The 20,261-nt window shown below is 62.0% G+C and carries 25 protein-coding genes and 1 tRNA gene; 16 read left to right on the top strand and 10 right to left on the bottom strand.

Annotated elements, in window-relative coordinates:
• Positions 1-147: 147 nt before the first annotated feature.
• Both gmk and BLEFHOIH_RS00105 read right to left on the bottom strand, forming a co-directional pair.
• Positions 148-813, bottom strand: coding sequence for a guanylate kinase (gene gmk / locus BLEFHOIH_RS00110; RefSeq protein ID WP_088342463.1), 666 nt, complete (start codon positions 811-813; stop codon positions 148-150).
• Positions 803-1,693, bottom strand: coding sequence for a YicC/YloC family endoribonuclease (locus BLEFHOIH_RS00105; RefSeq protein ID WP_088342462.1), 891 nt, complete (start codon positions 1,691-1,693; stop codon positions 803-805). Before BLEFHOIH_RS00105 ends, gmk begins: the two co-directional genes overlap by 11 nt.
• 174 nt (positions 1,694-1,867) lie before the next feature.
• Between BLEFHOIH_RS00105 and BLEFHOIH_RS00100 the strand changes: the two genes are divergently transcribed.
• The 5 genes from BLEFHOIH_RS00100 to BLEFHOIH_RS25980 all read left to right on the top strand — a co-directional run bounded on the left by BLEFHOIH_RS00100 (position 1,868) and on the right by BLEFHOIH_RS25980 (position 4,196).
• On the top strand, positions 1,868-2,257 hold the full coding sequence (locus BLEFHOIH_RS00100) for a dihydroneopterin aldolase (RefSeq protein WP_210191608.1): 390 nt from the start codon (positions 1,868-1,870) through the stop codon (positions 2,255-2,257).
• 29 nt (positions 2,258-2,286) lie between these two features.
• Positions 2,287-2,640, top strand: coding sequence for a 4a-hydroxytetrahydrobiopterin dehydratase (locus BLEFHOIH_RS00095; protein WP_088342460.1), 354 nt, complete (start codon positions 2,287-2,289; stop codon positions 2,638-2,640).
• A 110-nt stretch (positions 2,641-2,750) separates the two neighbouring features.
• Positions 2,751-2,825 (top strand) — tRNA-Lys (locus BLEFHOIH_RS00090).
• Positions 2,826-3,368: 543 nt separating this feature from the next.
• Positions 3,369-3,776 (top strand): hypothetical protein, encoded by a 408-nt coding sequence (locus BLEFHOIH_RS25985; protein WP_125461517.1) that lies wholly within the window; start codon positions 3,369-3,371, stop codon positions 3,774-3,776.
• 81 nt (positions 3,777-3,857) lie between these two features.
• On the top strand, positions 3,858-4,196 hold the full coding sequence (locus tag BLEFHOIH_RS25980) for a hypothetical protein (RefSeq protein ID WP_125461516.1): 339 nt from the start codon (positions 3,858-3,860) through the stop codon (positions 4,194-4,196).
• 312 nt (positions 4,197-4,508) lie between these two features.
• Here BLEFHOIH_RS25980 and BLEFHOIH_RS27460 read toward each other — a convergent pair whose 3' ends face one another.
• The 4 genes from BLEFHOIH_RS27460 to BLEFHOIH_RS00075 are packed head-to-tail and all read right to left on the bottom strand — an operon-like array spanning position 4,509 to position 5,488.
• On the bottom strand, positions 4,509-4,631 hold the full coding sequence (locus tag BLEFHOIH_RS27460) for a hypothetical protein (RefSeq protein WP_280950367.1): 123 nt from the start codon (positions 4,629-4,631) through the stop codon (positions 4,509-4,511).
• On the bottom strand, positions 4,624-4,836 hold the full coding sequence (locus BLEFHOIH_RS00085) for a hypothetical protein (protein ID WP_088342459.1): 213 nt from the start codon (positions 4,834-4,836) through the stop codon (positions 4,624-4,626). Before BLEFHOIH_RS00085 ends, BLEFHOIH_RS27460 begins: the two co-directional genes overlap by 8 nt.
• On the bottom strand, positions 4,833-5,015 hold the full coding sequence (locus tag BLEFHOIH_RS00080) for a hypothetical protein (RefSeq protein WP_088342458.1): 183 nt from the start codon (positions 5,013-5,015) through the stop codon (positions 4,833-4,835). The genes BLEFHOIH_RS00085 and BLEFHOIH_RS00080 overlap by 4 nt, the downstream gene beginning before the upstream one ends.
• 26 nt (positions 5,016-5,041) lie before the next feature.
• The gene (locus tag BLEFHOIH_RS00075; protein ID WP_170936919.1) at positions 5,042-5,488 is read right to left on the bottom strand and encodes an N-acetylmuramoyl-L-alanine amidase; all 447 of its coding nucleotides are present in this window, start codon (positions 5,486-5,488) and stop codon (positions 5,042-5,044) included.
• Positions 5,489-5,504: 16 nt separating this feature from the next.
• On the opposite strand from BLEFHOIH_RS00075, the gene BLEFHOIH_RS00070 reads away from it, so the two are divergent.
• The 3 genes from BLEFHOIH_RS00070 to BLEFHOIH_RS00060 are packed head-to-tail and all read left to right on the top strand — an operon-like array spanning position 5,505 to position 7,125.
• Positions 5,505-5,765, top strand: coding sequence for a hypothetical protein (locus BLEFHOIH_RS00070; RefSeq protein WP_088342634.1), 261 nt, complete (start codon positions 5,505-5,507; stop codon positions 5,763-5,765).
• Positions 5,765-5,980, top strand: a complete 216-nt coding sequence (locus BLEFHOIH_RS00065) for a hypothetical protein (protein ID WP_088342456.1) — start codon at positions 5,765-5,767, stop codon at positions 5,978-5,980. Before BLEFHOIH_RS00070 ends, BLEFHOIH_RS00065 begins: the two co-directional genes overlap by 1 nt.
• Positions 5,977-7,125, top strand: coding sequence for a tyrosine-type recombinase/integrase (locus tag BLEFHOIH_RS00060; protein WP_088342455.1), 1,149 nt, complete (start codon positions 5,977-5,979; stop codon positions 7,123-7,125). The genes BLEFHOIH_RS00065 and BLEFHOIH_RS00060 overlap by 4 nt, the downstream gene beginning before the upstream one ends.
• A 30-nt stretch (positions 7,126-7,155) precedes the next feature.
• Here the strand turns inward: BLEFHOIH_RS00060 and BLEFHOIH_RS25975 are convergent, their stop codons facing one another.
• The 4 genes from BLEFHOIH_RS25975 to BLEFHOIH_RS00045 all read right to left on the bottom strand — a co-directional run bounded on the left by BLEFHOIH_RS25975 (position 7,156) and on the right by BLEFHOIH_RS00045 (position 11,043).
• Complete coding sequence (locus BLEFHOIH_RS25975; protein ID WP_125461515.1) at positions 7,156-7,695, bottom strand: hypothetical protein; 540 nt, start codon at positions 7,693-7,695, stop codon at positions 7,156-7,158.
• Entirely contained in the window at positions 7,692-8,234 is a 543-nt protein-coding gene (locus BLEFHOIH_RS25970; protein ID WP_125461514.1) for a hypothetical protein, read from the bottom strand. The genes BLEFHOIH_RS25975 and BLEFHOIH_RS25970 overlap by 4 nt, the downstream gene beginning before the upstream one ends.
• Before the next feature lie 257 nt (positions 8,235-8,491).
• Complete coding sequence (locus BLEFHOIH_RS00050; protein WP_088342453.1) at positions 8,492-9,304, bottom strand: TIGR04255 family protein; 813 nt, start codon at positions 9,302-9,304, stop codon at positions 8,492-8,494.
• Between the two features lie 563 nt (positions 9,305-9,867).
• A complete protein-coding gene (locus tag BLEFHOIH_RS00045; RefSeq protein ID WP_088342452.1) occupies positions 9,868-11,043 on the bottom strand; it encodes a winged helix-turn-helix transcriptional regulator in 1,176 nt (391 codons plus the stop codon).
• A 367-nt stretch (positions 11,044-11,410) separates the two neighbouring features.
• Between BLEFHOIH_RS00045 and BLEFHOIH_RS00040 the strand changes: the two genes are divergently transcribed.
• The 8 genes from BLEFHOIH_RS00040 (at position 11,411) to BLEFHOIH_RS00005 (ending at position 20,086) form a co-directional block, all read left to right on the top strand.
• Entirely contained in the window at positions 11,411-12,640 is a 1,230-nt protein-coding gene (locus BLEFHOIH_RS00040) for an urea ABC transporter substrate-binding protein (protein WP_088342451.1), read from the top strand.
• Between the two features lie 48 nt (positions 12,641-12,688).
• Complete coding sequence (gene urtB / locus BLEFHOIH_RS00035; RefSeq protein ID WP_245296800.1) at positions 12,689-14,323, top strand: urea ABC transporter permease subunit UrtB; 1,635 nt, start codon at positions 12,689-12,691, stop codon at positions 14,321-14,323.
• Complete coding sequence (gene urtC, locus BLEFHOIH_RS00030) at positions 14,320-15,441, top strand: urea ABC transporter permease subunit UrtC (RefSeq protein ID WP_170936918.1); 1,122 nt, start codon at positions 14,320-14,322, stop codon at positions 15,439-15,441. The genes urtB and urtC overlap by 4 nt, the downstream gene beginning before the upstream one ends.
• Positions 15,414-16,184 carry an urea ABC transporter ATP-binding protein UrtD gene (gene urtD / locus BLEFHOIH_RS00025; RefSeq protein WP_245296799.1) on the top strand — a complete coding sequence of 257 codons (771 nt, stop codon included), beginning with the start codon at positions 15,414-15,416 and terminating at the stop codon, positions 16,182-16,184. Before urtC ends, urtD begins: the two co-directional genes overlap by 28 nt.
• A 1-nt stretch (position 16,185) precedes the next feature.
• A complete protein-coding gene (gene urtE / locus BLEFHOIH_RS00020; RefSeq protein WP_088342450.1) occupies positions 16,186-16,899 on the top strand; it encodes an urea ABC transporter ATP-binding subunit UrtE in 714 nt (237 codons plus the stop codon).
• 25 nt (positions 16,900-16,924) lie between these two features.
• Positions 16,925-17,884, top strand: a complete 960-nt coding sequence (locus tag BLEFHOIH_RS00015; protein WP_088342449.1) for an acetamidase/formamidase family protein — start codon at positions 16,925-16,927, stop codon at positions 17,882-17,884.
• 196 nt (positions 17,885-18,080) lie between these two features.
• On the top strand, positions 18,081-18,803 hold the full coding sequence (locus BLEFHOIH_RS00010) for a response regulator transcription factor (protein ID WP_245296798.1): 723 nt from the start codon (positions 18,081-18,083) through the stop codon (positions 18,801-18,803).
• Positions 18,800-20,086 carry an ATP-binding protein gene (locus tag BLEFHOIH_RS00005; RefSeq protein ID WP_088342447.1) on the top strand — a complete coding sequence of 429 codons (1,287 nt, stop codon included), beginning with the start codon at positions 18,800-18,802 and terminating at the stop codon, positions 20,084-20,086. Before BLEFHOIH_RS00010 ends, BLEFHOIH_RS00005 begins: the two co-directional genes overlap by 4 nt.
• Positions 20,087-20,261: the final 175 nt, after the last annotated feature.

Here is a 20,261-nt window from a genome sequence, read left to right as displayed (position 1 = left end):
GGGAGAGGGTGGCGCGCATGGCGCGCCGGGTGAGGGGGTAATGCCTCTCGGCTAAGGCACGAAACCCCGACGAGCCTCCCTTTTGGGGCGAGGACTCGGCGGCGAATTGCGTCAACGGCCGCGATTGGTCTCTCCCCGCAGCCGCGCCTAACCCTCGCGCAGCAGCCCGGCGACGAAGTCGCCCAGGCCGGGCTGGCGGGTCCGCTTCAGCCGCTCCGCCGCCAGGATCGCGCGCAAGGCGGCAAGGCTATCCGAGAGATCCTCATTGACGATGACATAATCATATTCATCCCAATGCACGATCTCGCTGGAGGCGCTGGCCAGCCGGTGCGCGATCACCTCGGGCGGATCGCCGGCGCGGGATTTCAGCCGCTCCGCCAGCACCCGGCGCGACGGCGGCAGGATGAACACCCGCGCCACATCGCCCGGCGCGCTCGCCGAAAGCTGGCGCGCGCCCTGCCAGTCGATGTCGAACACCACGTCGCGCCCGCCCGCCAGGGCCGCCTCGACCGGCTCCTTCTGCGTGCCGTAGAGATTGCCGAACACTTCCGCCCATTCGATGAAATGGCCGCTGTCGCGCCGCGTCTCGAATTCGGCGCGGGCGAGAAAGACGTAATCCTCGCCGTCGCGCTCGCCGGGGCGCGGCGGCCGCGTCGTCGCCGAGACCGACAGCAGGCAGGCCGCGCCCTCTTCCGCCAGCAGCCGCCGCGTCAGCGTGGTCTTGCCGGCGCCCGAGGGCGAGGACAGGATCAGCATCAACCCGCGCCGCCCGGCGCCGCCCCCTGCCCTGCCCGGGCTTGGCTCATTCGACATTCTGCACCTGCTCCCGGAACTGATCGATGGCCGATTTCAGCCGCAGCCCGACCTTGGTGATCTCCGCCGCATTCGATTTCGAGCACAGCGTATTGGCCTCGCGCTGAAATTCCTGGGCGAGGAACTCCAACTTGCGCCCGACCGGCGCGTCGCTGTCGATCAGCTCGCGCGCGGCGGCGACATGCGCGTGCAGCCGCTTGATCTCCTCCTCGATATCGGCCTTGGTGGCGATCAGCGCCGCCTCCTGATAGAGCCGGTTCTCATCGAGCGCATTGCTCTCGTTCAGCAGCCTTTGCAGCTGGACGCGGATGCGCTCCGCGATCGCCTCCGGGCTGCGCTCGGGCGCCGTCTCGGCCTGCCGCGTCAGCATTTCGACCTCGTCGACCTTCTCGGCCAGGATGTCGCGCAGCCGGGCGCCCTCCGCCAGCCGGGCGGCGGCGACGCTGTCCAGCGCGGCCTGAAACGTCTTCAGCAGCGCCTCGATCAGCGGCGAGGCGCTCTCGTCGGCGGTTTGCGCCTCCGAGGTCTCGATGACGCCCTTCATGGCGAGCAGAGCTTCCAGCGGCACCGGCTCGGCGCGGCCGGTCAGCACCCGCGCCCGCTCGGCCAGTTCGGCCAGCTTCGCCAGCGCGGCCTCGTTGAGGCGCAGGTCGGAGCCGATGGCCGGCGCCTTCAGCGCCAGATTGACGGCAAGGCTCCCCCGCGTCAGCCGCTTGGCGATGGCGTCGCGCACGCGCAATTCGAACTCCTCGAAGCCCGGCGGCAGGCGCAGGCGGATGTCCAGCCCGCGATTGTTGACGCTGCGCACTTCCCAGCTCCAGGCGGCCTCGCCGTCCTGGCCGCCCGCCCGGCCGAATCCCGTCATGCTTTTCAGCGGCATTGGCTCAAAACTCTTTCCGAGACCACCGTCTCACGGCGCCGGATGCCCGGCAAAATCGCGCCAAGGTTAAACCAGCCGCGCCGATTCCTGAAAGAAAGGATTTTTGGCCGCGCGGGCAATGTGCTACGCGAGGCGGATCACGGCGCTGGGGACGCCCGATCGAGGAGAGCCAGATTGGCCGATAACGATGATTTCCCGGCCCCGCTCGACCGCATCTTCGTGCGCGGCCTGGTCCTGCCCTGTTTCGTCGGCGCGTTCGAGGAGGAAAAGGCGAGCCGCCAGCGCGTGCGCTTCACCGTCGAAGTGTCGGTCTTGCCCTCGCGCCATCCCGGCAGCGACGATGTCAGCCATGTCGTCAGCTATGATTTGATCGTCGAGGCCATTCACGCGGTGACCGGCGAGGGCCATATCAACCTCCTGGAGACGCTGGCCGAGCGGGTCGCCGCGCGCTGCCTTGCCCATCGCCGCGCGGCGGGCGTGCATATCGTGGTGGAAAAGCTCGACCGGCTCGAAGGCGCCAGCCTCGGCGTCGAGATCGAGCGCTTCAAGCTGTCCTATGCCTGAGGCCGCACCGGGAAGAAGGAGACGCGCCGATGCCGGGCCGAGCCGACGAAACGGTTTACACGCCGGATGAGATCGCCGAGCGGCTCGAGGATATGCCGGACTGGCGCTTCGAGAACGGCCACATTGTGCGCAACTGGAAGACGCGCAACTGGCCGGACACGCTGATGCTCATCAACGCCATCGGCTATCTCGCCGAGATCGCCTGGCACCACCCGGAGATCAGCGCCTCCTATGGCGCGCTGAAGGTGCGGCTGATGACCCATTCAGCTCACGGCATCACCGCCAAGGATTTCGAGCTGGCCGCCAAGATCGAGGCCGTCGCGGGCTGGAACCCGGCGGCGGAGGGCGGCGCGCTGGAGGGGCGCCCGAAACCGAAGCGCTGAGGGCGGCCGGAGCGCGCTTCCCATGCGCCGCTCCTATTGACGCCGCCGCCTCGCCTACTTATGGTCTGCCCAGCCGGCGCCACGCCGGCAGATACCGCCACGCCTTGCAGGGGCCCATAGCTCAGCGGTAGAGCAACTGACTTTTAATCAGTAGGTCGATGGTTCGAATCCATCTGGGCTCACCAATGATTTCAAGGACTTAGGTCCTACTCACCCAGAACGAAATCAGAACGGCCAGCGGGGCGAAAAGTCGGATTTCCGACTTTTCGGTTTTACTGCGCTGTTCACGTCGCAAAGCTCTGCTTTTTCATCACACACGTCAAAAATCCAGTATTGAATTCGTTGCAATTTGCAATTTCTTAAATCTTCGTTGCAGTAGTGGAATGCAACGGGCATATTAATACTCACAGACGATGAGCGGGCCCACGATGTACTGACTAGACGGTGGTGGGGAACACCGACCCGACGAGGAGAAGCCCAGGCCGAAGAACATGCAGGAGTGTACGGGACGACCGTGATCCGAGTTATCCCAGAGGCTTCAATACCGAAGCTAAATGTGCCAAGTAAATGGCACCATTGAGAAGAACTCACAATGTTGATGTTTCGTGACCCAGATGCGCTCAAACCTTGGTGCCCTGATAACGCTTTGAAAATTCCGTAGGTTTATAAAGCAAGTAACGGCGCTTCCAGAAAAGCGATCATGATTACAGTTTCGAAGGCATATCTAAATGCCATATCCACATTTGCACGAGGCTATTCAGGATACAGGAATTCTTTTGCTCAATCCGGGCCGCTCCCCGGTATTTCATGCAAATACCGCCGATGCTTCACTACAGGTTTGGTTTAAGAATAGCGTATACGACCGAGAGGTCATGTACATAACCGCGGGACAGACCGGCACAGTCAATTTAGGGCCAATGTTGCGCCAATTTGAAAATTTACTATACGTGAGAGCGTACAATCCGGTTGATCTTAAGTCTGCTTATTCATATAAAATTTATTTAGACCCCAATGAACTTCCTGTTATTTCAATTGGCGACATCCGGATTCATGCCGGCGAGTCGCCGCTCGCAGGTGGGGAAGTACCGCAGCATGGCGTCTTTCACCATGTAGTTTATTGGTTTTCGGTAAGCTAAAGCCATGGAATATCCGTATCAACATCACTATCCATTCACGCACCCTGAACCGTCATTCAAGGCTTGAGGATACGAAAGCTGTTGATAGAAGTCACAGATACTAGTGATCGTTTAGAATTTTTCTTGATCGTCAGAGGTAGGATTGAAACCTTTGTTGTTGTCACATCGAAGCACGAACCTACCGCGAAAGTGCTCCTTCAATTTCCGGAAATTCTGGTTCCTGGTCCATACTGCAATTTGTATATTAAAGCCTATAATTACTATCGCGGAGACGGGGTAGCAGTAGCTGCTTTTAAAATGGATTTCCTGGATCAAGATAACAATATTTTAGTCAACGGATCGGACACTTATCGACGTAATTCAGGACAGCCTTCTCATTTTTACCATCGCCTGTGGCGCTTCGAAATTGAGTGGCCATGACTTGACCGAGTTGGGATTTGCGCTCCAGAGCGATAAAATTCTCACTCATTGGAGGTAAATTGGGGCGGTGAAGTCGGACTGCGGCACTTAACAGCTACGCGTCGCCTAAGTGCCAGGAGACTTCATCCGTTGACGATTTTGAAGAAATTGCACTAGGCGGCCCACACCTAGTACCAATCCGACTACAAGCGTCAGGGTCGTCAACACTTGGTTGAGATCCCCCAGCCACGACGCCCAGGCGGGAGCGGCCACCAGCCCCGTCGCCAACACGCTATCGCCCACAGCTCGCGGCTCGATCGACATGGCCGTCTCCTATTGCGTCTTGCAGAGCGCGTCCCAGACCGCGTTGTGCTCGATGATCTGGCGCCGGGTTTCCTCGGTATCGGTCCGCGAATAACGGATCGGCTCATAGGCAAGGCAGGATGTGTCAGTCACGGAGGTAGGGGTCGTCGTCTTGCATGCCGGCAGCACCAGCAGCGCGGCGAGCAGCCAGAGCCTTTTCAACGCGGGCATTGGTCTCCTCCAGGGCTTCGCGGATCGCATCGGCCTCCCCGGCCTGCAGCAGCCGGCGTTCGCGGAGCATAGTCACGAAGGCCAGTGTGACCTGCAGCGCGACGCCGATGATCTGCAGCCAGGTCATGCGGGAGGCGTGGCGCGGTTGCGTTCCCAGAACCACCACCAGGCGAAGGCGGCGACGTTGACGGTGCCGGCGATCAGGCCCTGGTAAAGTTCGGCCGAGGCAACGGCGTCGCCGAGGACGAATGCGCCGACGCTGTAGAGGATGATGCGCAGCAGCTGCTGGACGGTGTCCCAGTTCATGTCTTTCAAGCTCCGGTTGGTTTCACTCAGGCCAGCCCCATCGGCCCGGCCGCCTTGCCGAGGGCAAGCTCGCGGCAGAGCTCGAGGGGGAAGAGCGGATTCGGGTCGACCTTGCGCTTGGGCGAGATGGCCCAATGCGTGGTGATGTCTTTGAGGTGGTAAGCCGCGACCAGCGCCTTGCAGAGCGCGATCGTCATGCGCACCTGCGGCTCGGTGAAGGGCATCCACCAGCCATCGCCATGCGCGGGCGTGCGCATGCGCCGGATGTCATATTTGTCGATCGGAAAATCTTCGCCGAACCAAGCCCGCGCGAAACCCGGCTTGCTCGAGGTCATCTGCCCAGGGCCGACCATCTCGATGCCGATGCCGAAGCCGTTGACCCCGCGCCGGCCCTTGTAGCTCGACTGGCCCGCGTGCCAGGCGATCAAATTGAACGGGGCGAGCTGAGTCACCTTGCCCTCGCGGTCGACCACAAGATGGGCGCTAGCCTTGGCGGCCGGGTTGCAAAGCGAGGCGAAATACCTCGCGAAGATGCGGGCGATTGCCCGGAAATTGGACAAGGTTTTCAACGGCAGGGCGAGGGGAGAAAAGCGGCAGGTCGGCTTCGTGTTGCTGGTTTTCCCGTTCGGAAGTCAGGACGGGCGCTGCAATTACATTTCGAACGGTGCCGATCGCGCGGACATCGTTGTGCTGATGAAAGAGCAGATCAAGCGCTTCGAAGGCCAGCCGGACGTGAGTGGGCGGGGGTGATGAACGTCGCCGAACGACTATCCCGCGAGATCGTGCGCGTCACCGTCCTGCGGGCGGCCTATGTGCATGGCGACAATCCGCTCAGCGTGCCGAACACCGTTGCGGTAATCGCGATCATGACAGCGGCCATCGAGACAGGCCATAATGCCGCAGGCAGCGGCAGTGTGGTCAAAATGATGTCAGCCATTCGGACGCTCGAGGGCTTCACCGCATGAAGATCAAAGTCTCATATCTCAAATGGCGCGCCGGCCGGCCGCGCTGGGAGCCGGGCCCAACGTTGCGCGACAAGGGCTGGAAAGGCCGAGACCTCAGGAACGAGGTCGGCGAATGGCTCGACATGGCGCGGGCGATCGAGGCAGCGCGCCGGCTTAATGACGAGGTGACGGCATGGCGTGCCGGAGGTGAGAAAAAGCGCCGTGCACCCACGCCCCTCCGGCCCCCTCGCACGGGTGATCATTTGTGGGAGGTTTGGCGGACCTCGCCAAAATTCACGAAGAAGGCAGAGACGACTAAGGCGGATTACAGACGCAAGATCAGTGTGTTTCTGGCCGACTTCGGCGAGACGCCCGTCGCCTCCATCGAGAAATCCCATCTCTATCGGTGGTGGGAGGAGATGCACGCCACACGCGGCCACCACATGGCCAATGGCGTTCTCGCCGTTGTCCTTGCAATGCTGAGCCACGCCTCGCGCATTGGCTGGCGGGCTGACAATCCCGCGCGCGAACTCGGCCTCGATACCGCCCCGCCGCGCCTGGTGTTCTGGCTGCCGGAGGAGGTAACGGCCGTCGTCGGGGCTGCCGATAGCCTCGGCCTGCACTCGGTCGGCGATGCAATCATTATCGCACTGCATTCCGGCCAGCGCCTCAGCGATGTGCTCGCACTGCCCGACCGGATCTTCGACGAGCAGCGCATCCGCCTAAGCCAAGCGAAGATGCGAAGTCGGGGCGGCGCCCTCATCGATGCGCCGATGACACCTGCACTGCGTGACCGGGTGACCGCGATCAAGGCGCGCAAGCGCCAAGCGGGACTGACCCGGATCGACGTGCTGATCCTGCGCGAGGACAATGGTGATCCCTACGACAAATTTTCGCTGAACAAGGCATTTCGGCAGGCTCGAGATCTCGCGGCCAAAACCTCGCCGTGTGTCGCCGATAAGCGCTTTCAGGATCTGCGCGACACAGCGGTTACGCGTCTAGCGCTGGCCGGTTGCGAACTGGCGGAGATCGCCGCGATCACAGGCCATTCCTTAATCTCTATTACCAGCATCATCCGCCATTACTTGGTCTTGCAGCCAGAGATGGCTGATTCGGCGATCAAGAAGCTCAGTGCCTGGCTCTCAGCGCAGGAGATCGCGCTTTAGCTGGCGTACCCATTATTTCACATTTAGCTTTCAAGTTGCTTCCGAGAAGGCATCGTGAATTTTGCAACGTCCAGCCTGAAATAATTCAATCAAATTGCCGATCATTGCCGCATTTATGTTACGCTGGGCAGCGCGTTTATTCGCCTTCTCCCAGTATTTCTGATCCTCCCTAATGGCGTCCGAATAAGACAAAGCAGCGTGAGCAGGAAAATTTACTTCGCCGTCATCAATTACGCAAAATACCTGCGCATCATCTGTAGCTAACGATCTAATCGAACCAGCAGTCGCGGTAAAAACCCACTCGGAACTTCTTTGCAGATCCTTAGCAAGAAGCTTATCGATAACTTGGCTTTGAACTTCCTCTTGACTGCTGAATTTCTGCCTGCAGACTGATTGCTCCCCCTTCTTAAGTTTGCGATGATCAATAGCCGCGTCAAGAAGCTCACCATTGACGCAATTCGTCGGATAGATGCCAGCTAAGAGTATTTTCTCCTCATCTAGAACTGGACCAAACGTGTGGATTGCATCATGTGTTCGCTGCATTTCTTCAGCTTTACAGTTGCAGGTCATCCCCCATAGATATCCTTCAAGTAAAGAACAAGATCTTGCGGCAATCTATCTTCTTCTAAACGGCCATCCGCTTCGCCAGCTTCAAAACGGCCATTTCGGTACATGGCATAGCCAAAGAAACCATCGCCTTCGAATCGCGCAGAGGCCTTCCCTCGAGACGTTCGCCAAGAGAAACAAATATCACCAGAAAAAGAAGCAGAAATGGCTGGAGCATGAAGGCCTTCCCTGATCCCCCGTGCGATAAAGTGCTCTGCATCGGCAAGCGCAACTTGATTGGGTGCGCTACTACCCTCCCCCATCCAACCTGATTTTAAGCTCCGAAGCTGAGCCAGTTCGGGAATGCGATCGCGATCAGACGAAGAAGCGAAACCATCAAGCACAGTCTGAATACGCTCTACCTGAAGACTGAATGTCTTATGCATAGCCTCCGGAAAGCTTTGCTCCAAAATCCTTTGAACACTACGAATTATTTCATCGCGATAACCGCTCCGCACATCTGCGGTTGTCTTCTTCGTTTCTAACTTGAACTCCTCGCTCAACGCAGCAACACCCTCAATTAAAAGGTATTTTGTTGCGTGAGACAGCCTTAAATGGGCACGAGCCCAAGCTTGGGGCGGCAGATATGCGCGCACCTCTCCGTGGTGCCAGTCATGGATCGAAAGAGGCTTAACCAAAACGACTTCGTCAACCGAACTAACTGCGGAAAGATCTCGACCGCGGTCACTCCTTGGGAAAGGCAGCGCCTTAGGGTTCGTGAACGTTATATGGGTTGCATGGGTCCCGTACGATCCACCGATCATATTTCGCCCCCTTTATTCGAACTCATCTTAGCGATCAGTTCTGGGTTGGCCAACTTGAGAAAAAGGTCTCTCACGACCGTATGGGCATTTTCAAACCACACTTCGACGTGGTGCGAGGGCATTACCGCAGCCGCTTTGTCTTGCCGACGCACAAGAAGCTCAGCGAGAAGAGCGGATGATCCTCCTACGATCCCCTTTGTAAGGCGAATGACCGCATTTGAATTCGTTAAACTCTTTATAGGAAACACGATAAAGTTCGTCACGTCCACATCATTGAGATCCGCCACATGCTCATCCAAGATACTCGAGGGCACGGCCGTTTTCAAATTGAGGTGCTCAGGCGCAAACTGAAGATAGGAAGTATACCCGAATTTCTTGTCAAACGCGTTCAAGTAACGTAATTCCAGCCCCTTAATTTTAAGATATTTAACCGATATGGGATAGCTTTTAAATAGTAATTCTATCGATTCTGCAAGGAACAACTTGAAATTATTCCACCCGCCATAAGGCGGAGTAACATTGACCGTAAACAACCCTGGCCCAATTTGAAATAACGGCCACTCACCTTGCTGTTTTCGAAATCTGCGTTCAGGGATATAAGGCCGAAATTCTCTTGGAAAATCCGGTGACTGAAGTTCTTCAACAAAACCAAATCCCTTCGCCTTTGCGAGCATAGTTATATCATCATTGAATGAATCATAATGGGGATCAATTAATGTGTCTGGCATCGTAGTAATTGTACGAAGCTCCCATCTAATTTCACAGATCACCTCGACCAATGGCGGACGGGCAAAAAGTAAATCGGCCATTTGAGCTCCTATGGGATCGGTGGGCAACCAGTATGATTGTACGGATTCGGTTCTAGCAACATCTGGGAATTGAGGTAATGCGACACTCAACCACAATCATGTTACTGACCCTCAAATGACAGAATACATAAAGTTCTAAGAAGCAGGCGTCTACAACATCGTATAATAACGAAGAGCTCAGCAATATGAGAATATACAAATATCGTCCGGGCGCCTCGAAAAAATGAATGGAGCGTATCAGGTTCGGCACTCCACAAACGCTTTGGCGTTAGAGCAACTAGGTAGGTGCGAGTCAATCGCATAGTTTTGAGCGATCGGACCGAACGGAAAGCGTCTCTCTTGAGGTCGGATCTGCGTCCGACTTTGCAATAGCAAACCGGCAAAAATTTGATCCGTCCGATTGATAAGTATTTGATAGGAAACGCTATCTCCCAAACTTTTAATCAGTAGGTCGATGGTTCGAATCCATCTGGGCTCACCAATAAATCAAGGACTTAACGGATAAACGGGGATCGCCAAAGCGGCTCGGATCGACTCCGGAGTCGCAAACCACCCGGCCGGCCTCAGCCGGGCGGGGAGAAGGCGAAGCGGTCGAGCCCCATCGCTTCGGCGCCCTTGAGGTAGCTCTTCACCGAGCGGACGACGCGCGGGCGGCTCTCGTCGGCGGCCTCGAAAGACGCCGCGATCACCTCCTGAAAGCCTTGCACGAAAGGTCCGGCGGCGGCGAGCGGTCCCGCCAGCACCACCTGTTCCGTCCGCACCATGGCGCAGACCGGCACCGTGCTGACCGCCAGCGCGTGGCCGGCGTCGCGGAAGGCCAGCATCGCGGCGGGGTCGCCGGAATTTGCCTGGCGGATGGCATGCGGCAGCCCGGAGATCAGCCCGGCCTGCGGGCTGCGCGGCACGCCGGTATGGCCGAGCCGCTGCATGATGGCGCTGCCGGAGGCGCGGTCCTCGAGCCGGGTCCAGCCCGCATCGCCGCCCGAGCGGTCGACGACGACGCGGCCGAGCGACTGATGCGCGATGCTGGAGGCGACGCCGTTCATCATCAGGCTGGCGCCGAGTTCGAGGCCGGCATGGATCAGCAGACTGCGGCTCGCCGCGCGTCCGCCCTCGCGATATTTGGTCTCCGCGATATGCAGAGCGTTGGAGATGTCCTCGACATGGCCGGCGACGCCGAAGCCCTCCTCCAGCGCGGCGGTGAGTTCGCCGACGCCGTCCTTCGCCGTTCCCGACACGGCGATGGCGATGCCGGCGAGGCGCGGCGCCTCGATCTGCGGATGTACGCCGTGCCGCCCGATGCGGGCGCGGATGCCGGCGGCGATGTCGGCCGCGCCCCGCTCGGTCAGGGCGGCGAGTTCGCCCTCCAGCAGCCGCGTCCCGTTCAGCATGACGACGGAGAATTTCTGCTCATAGGCTGAGAGGCACAGGCACAGCACGGCGATGCCCGACGGGTTGAGGAACAGCCCGACATTGGGACGGCCGCGACGGGCATGGCTGCCGGCGGTCTCGGTCTCGACGATCAGGCCGTCGCCGATCAGGTCGCGGGTGATGCGCGAGACGCTGGCGTCGGTGAGGCCGGTCAGCTCCGACAGGCCGCGCCGCGAGATGCCGGGGTCCCGGCGGATTTCGGAGAGGATGCGGACGCGGTTGCGCTGGCGCAGATCGGACGGAGTCATCGAGCCGTCCTCGCGGATGATATGGCGCTTGATCGCAAGCTGGTCCTGATTGTCGCTCACGCTGCCCTTCCGTTTCCCCGACAGGCCGAGGCGATTTAAGCCGGAGCCAGCCCGCCCCCTCACCCGGTCGCTACGCGCCTGCCCTCTCCCTCGAGGAGAGGGCAAGAACGAGAGGCGCCCGCCGCTCTTTGACTCGCCCCCAACTGAGCCGTCCCGCCATCCCTGCCTATAAGTGTAGCTGCGGATGTGATGAGAAGATAGGCGCTTTGCGCGATGCCCGCGATTTGATCATCCGTAGCCATTTCATCATAATATCGCGCGTTCCCAACAGCTTAGCCATTTATTTTCACTGCGTAACAAATTCGGCACGCTCTTTGCAATGATGCATGGCGTTAGGGGTTCGCGTTAACAGCCGAAGAGGTTCGACATGAACAGAAGAAAATTTCTGAAGGCCACGGCGGCGCTCGGTGGCGCGCTGGCGATGCCGTCGCTGATCAAAAGCGCGCAGGCCGCCGATAGCGTCAAGCTCGGCTGCCTGTTTTCATCGTCCGGAACCATGGCGAATATCGAAGGCCGGCTGAGCGCCGTCGTCAAAATGGCCGCCGACGAGCTGAACGCCAAGGGCGGCGTGCTCGGCAAGAAAGTCGATGTGCTCGTGACCGACCCGGCCTCGGACTGGCCGCTTTACGCCCAGCTCGGCCGCCAATTGCTGCAGCAGGAGAAAGCCGCCGCGCTGTTCGGCTGCTGGACCAGCGTCTCGCGCAAATCGGTGCTGCCCGTCGTCGAGCAGAGCAACGGCCTCTTATTCTACCCGCTGCATTTCGAGGGCGAGGAGAATTCCAAGAACGTCGTCTATATGAATTCGCCGCCCGCCAGCTCCGTGCTGCCCGCGCTCGAATATCTGATGAGCAAGGATGGCGGCGAGGCCAAGCGCTTCTACATGCTCGGCTCGGATTACGTCTGGCCGCGCACCATCAACAAGATCTGCAAGGGCTTTTGGAAGTCCAAGGGTTTTGCCGAGACCGCCTGGAAGGAAGAATACGTCCCCTTCGGCTTCTCGAACTTCCAGACCATCGTCAACAATATCCGCAAATTCGCCGCCGAGCCGGGCGGCCAGCCGATCATCGTGCTGACCGTCGTCGGCTCCTCCATTCCGGATTTCTTCAAGGAAATCATCAACCAGGGCATCAAGGCGACCGACATCCCGGTGCTCGGCCTCGACGTGCTGGAAGCGGACCTCGAAGGCCTCGACACCGCGCCGATGGTCGGCCATCTGAATTGCTGGGCCTATCTGCAGAACGTCGAGGCGCCGGCCAATGCCGCGTTCAAGACGAACTGGGCGAACTACGTCACCAAGAACAGCCTGCCGTATAAGAAGGACACGATCATCGACCCGATGGTCTCGGCCTATGACGGCGTGCATATGTGGGCGCTGGCCTGCGAGAAGGCGAAAAGCACCGAGGTCGACGCCGTGCGCGCCGCCTTCGACGGCGTTAGCTTCGATTGCCCGTCCGGCTACAAGATCTCGATGTCGGGCGAGAACAATTACGTCAAGCGCGGCGTCTTCATCGGCTCGGTGAACGACCAGCAGGCGTTCGACATTCTCTGGAAGTCGGAGGATACGCCCAAGCCCGTGCCGTTCAGCCCCTACGCTTGACGGGCGGGCATTGATGCGCATTCGGGTCACTCCAGCGGAACCGGCGGCATGAAGCGTTGGGTCTTGGCCATGTTGAGGCTGAGCGTGTTCATGGCCGCCGGGGCCGGATGGCTGGCGGCGCCCGCGCGGGCGGATGGGGACGCGCGCGCCAGCATCGTCGACCGGCTCTGCACCAGGGAGACCGAGGCGCGCATCGCGGCAGTGGATGAGCTGCTCGCGGGGGTGGCTCGCAAGGAGATCGCCGCGGATTGGGGCGCGGCGATCATCGGCGCGGCGGGCGATGCCAGCCTCAAATGCGGGGAAGGCGGCGTGCGCGTGATCGCCAAATCAGGGCGATTCCGTGACCCGCTGACTTTGGCCGATGTCTCCGAGTCATCGGCCAAACTCGCCGCGCCCTTCGTCAACCTGCGCGTCCGCGCCGCCTATGAGATGGCGGGCGGCCTCCTCTTGCTCATTACCGCGCCCGCATCGCCGCTCGCGGCGAAGGCCGCCGACGATCTGCAAAAGCACGCCGGCATCGCCAATCTCGATGCGCTGCAAATGGCGGTCGAGGCCCAGCCTTCGCCCGACCTCGCCGGACGGCTGCAAGCCATCGCCGCCTTCCGCGCGCTGCGCCATCCGGACCTGGAGCGCCGCATCGCGGCCATCGGCAAGCTCGCCGACGATCCGACCGAGCGCAACCGCACCGCCCTCCTCGACCTGCAAGGCGACAAGACCGCCGCCGGCGATCCGAAAGTCGCCGCAGCCCTCGCCGCCTCCATCGCCAGCATCGACCGCTGGCTGCAATTCAGCCGCTTGATGGCGACCGTCTATAGCGGCCTCTCCTATGCCAGCATCCTGTTCATGGCCGCGCTCGGCCTCGCCGTCATCTTCGGCCTGATGGGCGTCATCAACCTCGCGCAGGGCGAACTGATCATGGTCGGCGCCTATACGACTTATCTCGTGCAGGAGGCGATCCGCGCCGCCGCGCCGGGCATTCTCGACCTCTATCTGCTGATCGCCATCCCCATCGCCTTCTGCGTCACGGCGCTGGTCGGGGTGCTGATGGAAATCACCGTCATCCGCCATCTCTACCGCCGCCCGCTAATGACGCTGCTCGCCACCTGGGCGATCAGCCTTTTGCTCATCAACCTCGTGCGCGTCTTCTTCGGCACACAGAACCTCGAATTCGTCACGCCCGCCTTCCTCTCCGGCGGCGAGCGCATCGTCGGCGACTTCATCGTCACCTATAACCGGCTGTTCGCCATCGTCTTCGCGCTCGGCATCCTGATCGCCGCGCTCATCATCCTGCGGCGCACCAAACTCGGCCTGTTCATCCGTGCGGTGACGGAGAATCGCGACATGGCGGGCTGCGTCGGCGTCTCGGCGCGGCGGGTGGACGTGCTCAGCTTCGGCATCGGCTCGGGGTTGGCGGGTCTCGCGGGCCTCGCTTTGTCGCCGATCTACACGGTGAACCCGAATATGGGCACCAACTTCATCGTCGACGCCTTCATGATCGTGGTGCTCGGCGGCGTCGGCAGCCTGATCGGCACGCTGATTGCATCCGTCAATATCGGCATGATCAACGTCATCATCGAACCCGCTTACGGCGCGGTCGCCGCCAAGGTGATCGTGCTCTTGCTCATCATCATCTTCATCCAGTTCCGGCCGGAGGGCCTGTTCGCTCCGAAGGGACGCCGATGACCGCCATCCTCGAAAGCATTTCACGCGAAATCCAGGGCAAGGGCGGCCCCGCCCGGCGCGGCCTCGCGGCGGAGCGGCTCGCCGGAATGCTTGTCGTCGCCGCGCTCGCCATCCTGGTCGCCGGCACGCAAGGGCTGATGTCGCCCTATGTGGTGAACCTGATCGGACAGGTCGCGACCTTCGGCATGCTGGCCATCGCGCTCGACCTGATCTGGGGCTATGCGGGCATCCTCAGCCTCGGCCACGGCCTCTATTTCGCCATCGGCGGCTATCTGATCGCCATGCATCTGGTGAAAGTCGCCTATCTGCAGACCGGCACGCCCCCCGACTTCATGCTGTTCATGGGCTGGGACAGCCTGCCCTTCTATTACGCCGGCCTCGAAAACTTCCCCTACGCGCTGGCGCTGATCGTGCTGATCTCGGGCGGCGTGGCCTTCCTGTTCGGGCTGATTTCCTTCCGCTCGCGCGTCTCTGGCGTCTATTTCTCGATCATCACCCAGGCGCTGGTCTTCGTCGCCATGCTGCTGTTCTTCCGCAACGACACGGGCTTCGGCGGCAATAACGGCATGACCGGCTTCACCACGCTGCTCGGCTGGCCGATCGCCGCGCCCGAGACCATCGCGGCCCTCAGCGCCGCCTCGGTGCTGGCAGCGGCGGCGTCGCTCTATGTCTGCGCGCGCATCGTGCGCTCCCGGCTGGGGCATATGCTGGTCGCCATCCGCGAGGATGAGAGCCGGCTGCGCTTCCTCGGCTTCGAGACGCTCTGGATCAAGATCGCGGCCTGGGTGATCTCCGCCGTGATCGCGGCGATTGCGGGAATGCTCTACGTGCCGCAGGTCGGCATCATCAATCCGCGCGTGCTGTCGCCGGAACTGTCGATCGAGATCGCGGTCTGGGTGGCGATCGGCGGGCGCGGCACGCTGGTCGGGGCATTTGCGGGGGCGATCCTGATCAGCACGCTGAAAGTGGTGCTGACGGCCTCCGCGCCGGAGCTGTGGCCGTTCATCCTGTCGCTGCTGGTGATCTTCGTCGTGGTGCTGCTGCCGAACGGGCTGCTCGACGCGCCCGCCGCCCTGCGCGGCTGGCTGGAATGGCGGCGGCAGAGGGCGGCGTCATGAGCAAGGAGGCGCTCTACATCGACGGGCTGACGGTGTCATTCGGCGCCTTCCGGGCGATCAACAACCTGTCGATGATCGTCAAATTCGGCGAGATCCGGGGCATCATCGGCCCGAACGGCGCGGGGAAAACCACGCTGCTCGACGTGCTGACCGGCAAGACCCGGCCCAGAAGCGGCCGCGTCCTGCTCGACGGCGCGCTCGATCTGCTGGCGCTCAGCGAGGCGGAAATCACGCTGTCGGGCGTCGGGCGGAAATTCCAGAAGCCGAGCATTTTCGAAGCGCTGACCGTGGCCGAAAATCTCGGCCTTGCCCTGCGCTCGCGCCAGCGCTCGATCTGGGGCGAGATGGTCTACACCCCCGATGAAGGCGACCGCGCGCATATCCAGGACGTGCTCGGCATGATCGGCATGAAAGGCCGGGGTGATCTCTCCGCCGGCAAGCTGTCGCATGGGCAGAAGCAGTGGCTGGAGATCGGCATGCTGCTGATCCAGCGGCCGAAGGTGCTGCTGCTCGACGAGCCCGTCGCGGGCATGACCGACGAGGAGACCGAGCGCACCGTGACGCTGATCCGCGCCCTACGCTCGCCCGAGCGGGCCATCCTCGTCATCGAGCACGACATGGCCTTCGTGCAGGAGGTCGCCGATCTCGTCAGCGTGCTGCATGAGGGGCGGATGCTGCTCGAAGGCCCGATGGAGCGCGTGCGCGCCGACCCCGCCGTCATCGAAGTCTATCTGGGGCGCTGAGATGGAGCAGGAGCACAACGGCGGCTTGCAGGTGACGGGGCTCAGCCAGCATTACGGCTCGAGCCACACGTTGCGCCAGATCGGCTTCGGCGTGGCGAGCGGCAAATGCACCGCCATCCTCGGCCGCAACGGCGCCGGCAAGACCACCTTGCTGAAATGCCTGATGGGCGTGCTGCCGATCAGCGGCGGCAGCATCGTCTATAATGGCCGCGCGCTCACCGCCGCGCCGCCCCATATCCGCGTGCGCGGCGGCTTCGGCTACGTGCCGCAGGGCCGGGACATTTTTGCCAATCTCTCCGTCGCGGAAAACCTGGAGATCGCCCTCGCCGCCAACAGCGTTGCCGACGCGCGCGCGGCGACCGACGAAGTCGTCGCCCTCTTCCCGGTGCTCGGCGAGATGCGGCACCGGCGCGGCGGCGACCTCTCCGGCGGCCAGCAGCAGCAGCTCAGCATCGCCCGCGCGCTGCTAACGCGCCCGAGCCTGCTCATCCTCGACGAGCCGACCGAAGGCATCCAGCCCAACATCGTCAAGCGCATCGAGGAGGTCATCACCGGCCTCAAATCGCGCATGTCGATCCTCCTGGTCGAGCAATATTTCGAATTCGCCCGCGCCATCGCCGACGATTACGTCGTGCTCAGGCGCGGCGAGGTCGCGGCGGCCGGAGCCGTCGGCGACATGGACGCGGACGCCGTGCGCGGCTTCCTGTCGGTTTGATCCCATTGACGAGAAAGGCCCACCCATGAAGGAGCTTCACGCCACGCCCGAGACGGTCTTCTGGGGCTATCTCGACGCGGACACCCCCGCCGTGCTCGAAGTGGAGTCCGGCGAGACGGTGAAGATCCACACGCTGCCCGCCTGCTTCGCCGAGGACGTGCCGCCGGACGGCTCGCTGGTCACCACCGATCACCGCATCGCCATGGCGGCGCTGACCCCCGGCGGCTCGGACGGCAAATACACGGCGGGACCGGTCGGGCCGCATATGATCACCGGCCCGGTCTGGGTGAACGGCGCCATGCCCGGCGACGTGCTCCAGGTCGACATCCTCGCCGCCGAGCCGCGCCAGGATTGGGGCTTTTGCGCCATCCTGCCGCTGCTCGGCACGCTGCCGGAGGAGTTCACCGACTACGAGCGCATCCACCTGAAGGTCGACCGCGAGGCGGGAACCGGCATCCTGCCCTGGGGCACCGCCATCCCGCTCGACCCGTTTTTCGGCATCCTGGCCGTCGCCCCGCCCAAGGAATGGGGCCGCGTCGGCTCGCCCGAGCCGCGCGCTTTCGGCGGCAATATGGACAACAAGGACCTCCGCCCCGGCACGACGCTCTATCTGCCGGTGTTCAACGAGGGCGCGCTGTTCAGCGCCGGCGACGGGCACGGCGTGCAGGGTCATGGCGAGGTCTGCATCACGGCGCTGGAGACGGCGCTCAACGGCACCTTCCGGCTGACGGTGCGCAAGGACATGAGTATCACCCAGCCCTTCGCCGAAACGCCGACGGCGCTGATGTCGATGGGCTTCAACACCGACCTCGACGAGGCCGCGCGCCAGGCCGTGCGCGAGATGATCCGGCTGATCTGCGAGCGCAGCAAGCTGACGCGCAACCAAGCCTACATGCTGTGCAGCCTGGCGGCCGATCTGCACGTCACGCAATTGGTGGACATCTCGAAGGGCATCCACGCCATCCTAGAGAAGCGCTTCCTTTAGAGACCGGCGGCGCGGGGACCGAACGACCCGTCAGGCGCCGCAACGCTCGCGCGCCGAACTTTCATGCCGCAAATGGCTGCGAGGCGCCGCGCAGCCATGCCCATGCCCTATTGGCGCCCCTTATCGAATGCAGTTTTGCATTAACCGGCGAGCCGCCGGGAATGCGGGAAGCAAATTCGATCCGGGAGCGCGAAGATTGGAGACCGTCGCCCACATCCTCGTCGTCGATGACGATGAGGAAATCTGTGCGCTGCTGGAGCGCTATCTCGGCTTTCAGGGCTTCCGCGTCTCGATCGCCAATGATGGCAACGCCATGGATGCGTGTCTGGCGACGGACAATGTCAGTCTCGTCGTCCTGGATGTGATGCTGCCCGACGTCTCGGGCCTCGATCTCTGCCGCGCCCTGCGCGGCCGGTCCTGCATTCCGATCATCCTGCTGACGGCCCTGAAGGAGGATGTCGACCGCATCATCGGCCTGGAGCTCGGCGCGGACGATTATCTCTGCAAGCCGTTCAATCCGCGCGAGCTGGTCGCCCGCATCCGCGCCATCCTCCGCCGCGCCGAGGAATGCCGCGAGCACACCAAACCTTCGGGGCGGGTGTTCCGCTTCGAGGGCTTTGTCGCCGACCCGGAGACCCGGCGCGTCGTCGCCGCGGACGGCACCGAGATCGGATTGACCGCCGCCGAGTTCAGCCTGCTGGTCGCCTTCCTGGAGCGGCCTGGAAAAATGCTGTCCCGCGATCAGCTTCTCGACATCACCCAGGGCCGCGACGCCGAACCGTTCGACCGTTCGATCGACGTTCTGGTCAGCCGCCTGCGGCGCAAGCTCAGCGCCGCCGACAGGCAATTGCTGAAGACCCAGCGCAATGGCGGCTACCAGTTCGCCGCGCATGTGGATTGTGAGGAGGCGGCCAAATGAACACATTGCGGGCCAAGATCACGCTGCTGGTGGTCGCGGCCGTCCTCATCGTCATCGGGCTGGCCGTCTGCCTGTTCTTCGTGACGGTCCCGATGGGGGCGCCGTCATTCGCGCGCCTCGTCGAGATCGATTCCTACCATCTCAGCGTCATCCTCAACAGCGGCAGCGGCAACGGCTATCGGGACGTGGCGGAGACGCCCTTCAGTGGCGCGACCGGCAAATTCGGCATCAGGCCGCAGCCGGCCGGCGGCGAGGTGTCGGAGGAAATGACGCGCTACCTTCGCAAGGCCCTCAAGCAGCGCAACATGGTCGCGACCGCCATCGTCACCCGGACGGCGGAGAGCTATTGGCCGGTGGCCTCGATCGCCCTGCCGGAGGGCGGCTGGCTCGTCATTCCGATCTCCCTGCCCTCGCCGCCGAGCGAGGTGATGCCTTTCCTGATCGGCGGCATCGTGCTGATCGTTGCCGGCACCGCCGTGGTCGCCATGGCCTTCGTCCACCGCTTGATGAGGCCATTCGCCTTGATCGAAAGGTCGCTCGCCAATATCAATCCCGATGGCGAGCTGCCGGTGCTGGCGGAAAACGGACCCGCCGACATCCGGGCGACGGCGCGCGCCATCAATCTGCTGTCGTCGCGCCTCAAGAGCGCGATGGAGAGCCGGATGCGGCTGGTCGCCGCCGCCGGCCACGATTTCCGCACGCCGATGACCCGGATGCGGCTGCGCGCCGAATTTCTCGACGATGCCAGCCGGGTCAAATGGCTGGCCGATATCGACGAGCTGGATCGCATCGCCGACAGCGCCATCCGCCTGGTGCATGAGGAAATCGAACATGGCAGCGGCGACGCGCTGCGCCTCGATCACCTGGTCAGCGACGTGATCGCGGAATTGCAGGAACTGCAACTCCCGGTTTGCGCGATGGAGACGGAGCCGGTGCAGGTTTTGGCAAGGCCGCTGTCCTTGAAACGGGCGATCCGCAACCTGCTCATCAACGCCGCGACCCATGGCGGCGGCGCGACCGTCAGCATGCGGCGCAAGGTCGACTCGGTCTTCATCGACATTGTCGACAAGGGGCCGGGCATTCCCGAGGAGCTTCTTGCGCGGGCGTTCGAGCCGTTCTTCCGCGTCGATCCCGCGCGCTCCTCGACGGCCGGCGCCGGCCTCGGCCTTGCCATCGCCAAGGAGATCATTCACCGCAATCGGGGAACCTTGATCCTCGCCAACGGCGCCAGCGGCGGTCTGATCCAGACCATCGAAGTGCCCGCCGCGCCGAATTGGGTATAGGGGTGGATAGGGGCGCGAACTCGCCCCAGGCGGGATCAGTTTGAATGGAGGCAACGCCCTAAAACCAAAGGCGCAGCCGAGTTCCCTCTCCCATGGGAGACCTTTGCGTATCGAAGGTCCTCTCCCCGTCGTCCCGGACGGCCGTCAGGCCGAGCCGGGACCAATCATATTTCCG

It is taken from the genome of Rhodomicrobium sp. R_RK_3, assembly GCF_002198715.1.
Classification (GTDB): domain Bacteria; phylum Pseudomonadota; class Alphaproteobacteria; order Rhizobiales; family Rhodomicrobiaceae; genus R-RK-3.
This window is presented reverse-complemented; position numbering and strand designations above follow the sequence as displayed.

Bases quoted from the DNA above. Each gene is read 5' to 3' on its own strand.
- gmk (WP_088342463.1), bottom strand. From the start codon at position 813: ATGTCGAATGAGCCAAGCCCGGGCAGGGCAGGGGGCGGCGCCGGGCGG.
- BLEFHOIH_RS00105 (WP_088342462.1), bottom strand. From the start codon at position 1,693: ATGCCGCTGAAAAGCATGACGGGATTCGGCCGGGCGGGCGGCCAGGAC.
- BLEFHOIH_RS00095 (WP_088342460.1), top strand. From the start codon at position 2,287: ATGCCGGGCCGAGCCGACGAAACGGTTTACACGCCGGATGAGATCGCC.
- BLEFHOIH_RS25985 (WP_125461517.1), top strand. From the start codon at position 3,369: ATGCCATATCCACATTTGCACGAGGCTATTCAGGATACAGGAATTCTT.
- BLEFHOIH_RS00085 (WP_088342459.1), bottom strand. From the start codon at position 4,836: ATGACCTGGCTGCAGATCATCGGCGTCGCGCTGCAGGTCACACTGGCC.
- BLEFHOIH_RS00080 (WP_088342458.1), bottom strand. From the start codon at position 5,015: ATGAACTGGGACACCGTCCAGCAGCTGCTGCGCATCATCCTCTACAGC.
- BLEFHOIH_RS00065 (WP_088342456.1), top strand. From the start codon at position 5,765: ATGAACGTCGCCGAACGACTATCCCGCGAGATCGTGCGCGTCACCGTC.
- BLEFHOIH_RS00060 (WP_088342455.1), top strand. From the start codon at position 5,977: ATGAAGATCAAAGTCTCATATCTCAAATGGCGCGCCGGCCGGCCGCGC.
- BLEFHOIH_RS25975 (WP_125461515.1), bottom strand. From the start codon at position 7,695: ATGACCTGCAACTGTAAAGCTGAAGAAATGCAGCGAACACATGATGCA.
- BLEFHOIH_RS00050 (WP_088342453.1), bottom strand. From the start codon at position 9,304: ATGGCCGATTTACTTTTTGCCCGTCCGCCATTGGTCGAGGTGATCTGT.
- BLEFHOIH_RS00040 (WP_088342451.1), top strand. From the start codon at position 11,411: ATGAACAGAAGAAAATTTCTGAAGGCCACGGCGGCGCTCGGTGGCGCG.
- urtB (WP_245296800.1), top strand. From the start codon at position 12,689: ATGAAGCGTTGGGTCTTGGCCATGTTGAGGCTGAGCGTGTTCATGGCC.
- urtC (WP_170936918.1), top strand. From the start codon at position 14,320: ATGACCGCCATCCTCGAAAGCATTTCACGCGAAATCCAGGGCAAGGGC.
- urtD (WP_245296799.1), top strand. From the start codon at position 15,414: ATGGCGGCGGCAGAGGGCGGCGTCATGAGCAAGGAGGCGCTCTACATC.
- urtE (WP_088342450.1), top strand. From the start codon at position 16,186: ATGGAGCAGGAGCACAACGGCGGCTTGCAGGTGACGGGGCTCAGCCAG.
- BLEFHOIH_RS00015 (WP_088342449.1), top strand. From the start codon at position 16,925: ATGAAGGAGCTTCACGCCACGCCCGAGACGGTCTTCTGGGGCTATCTC.
- BLEFHOIH_RS00005 (WP_088342447.1), top strand. From the start codon at position 18,800: ATGAACACATTGCGGGCCAAGATCACGCTGCTGGTGGTCGCGGCCGTC.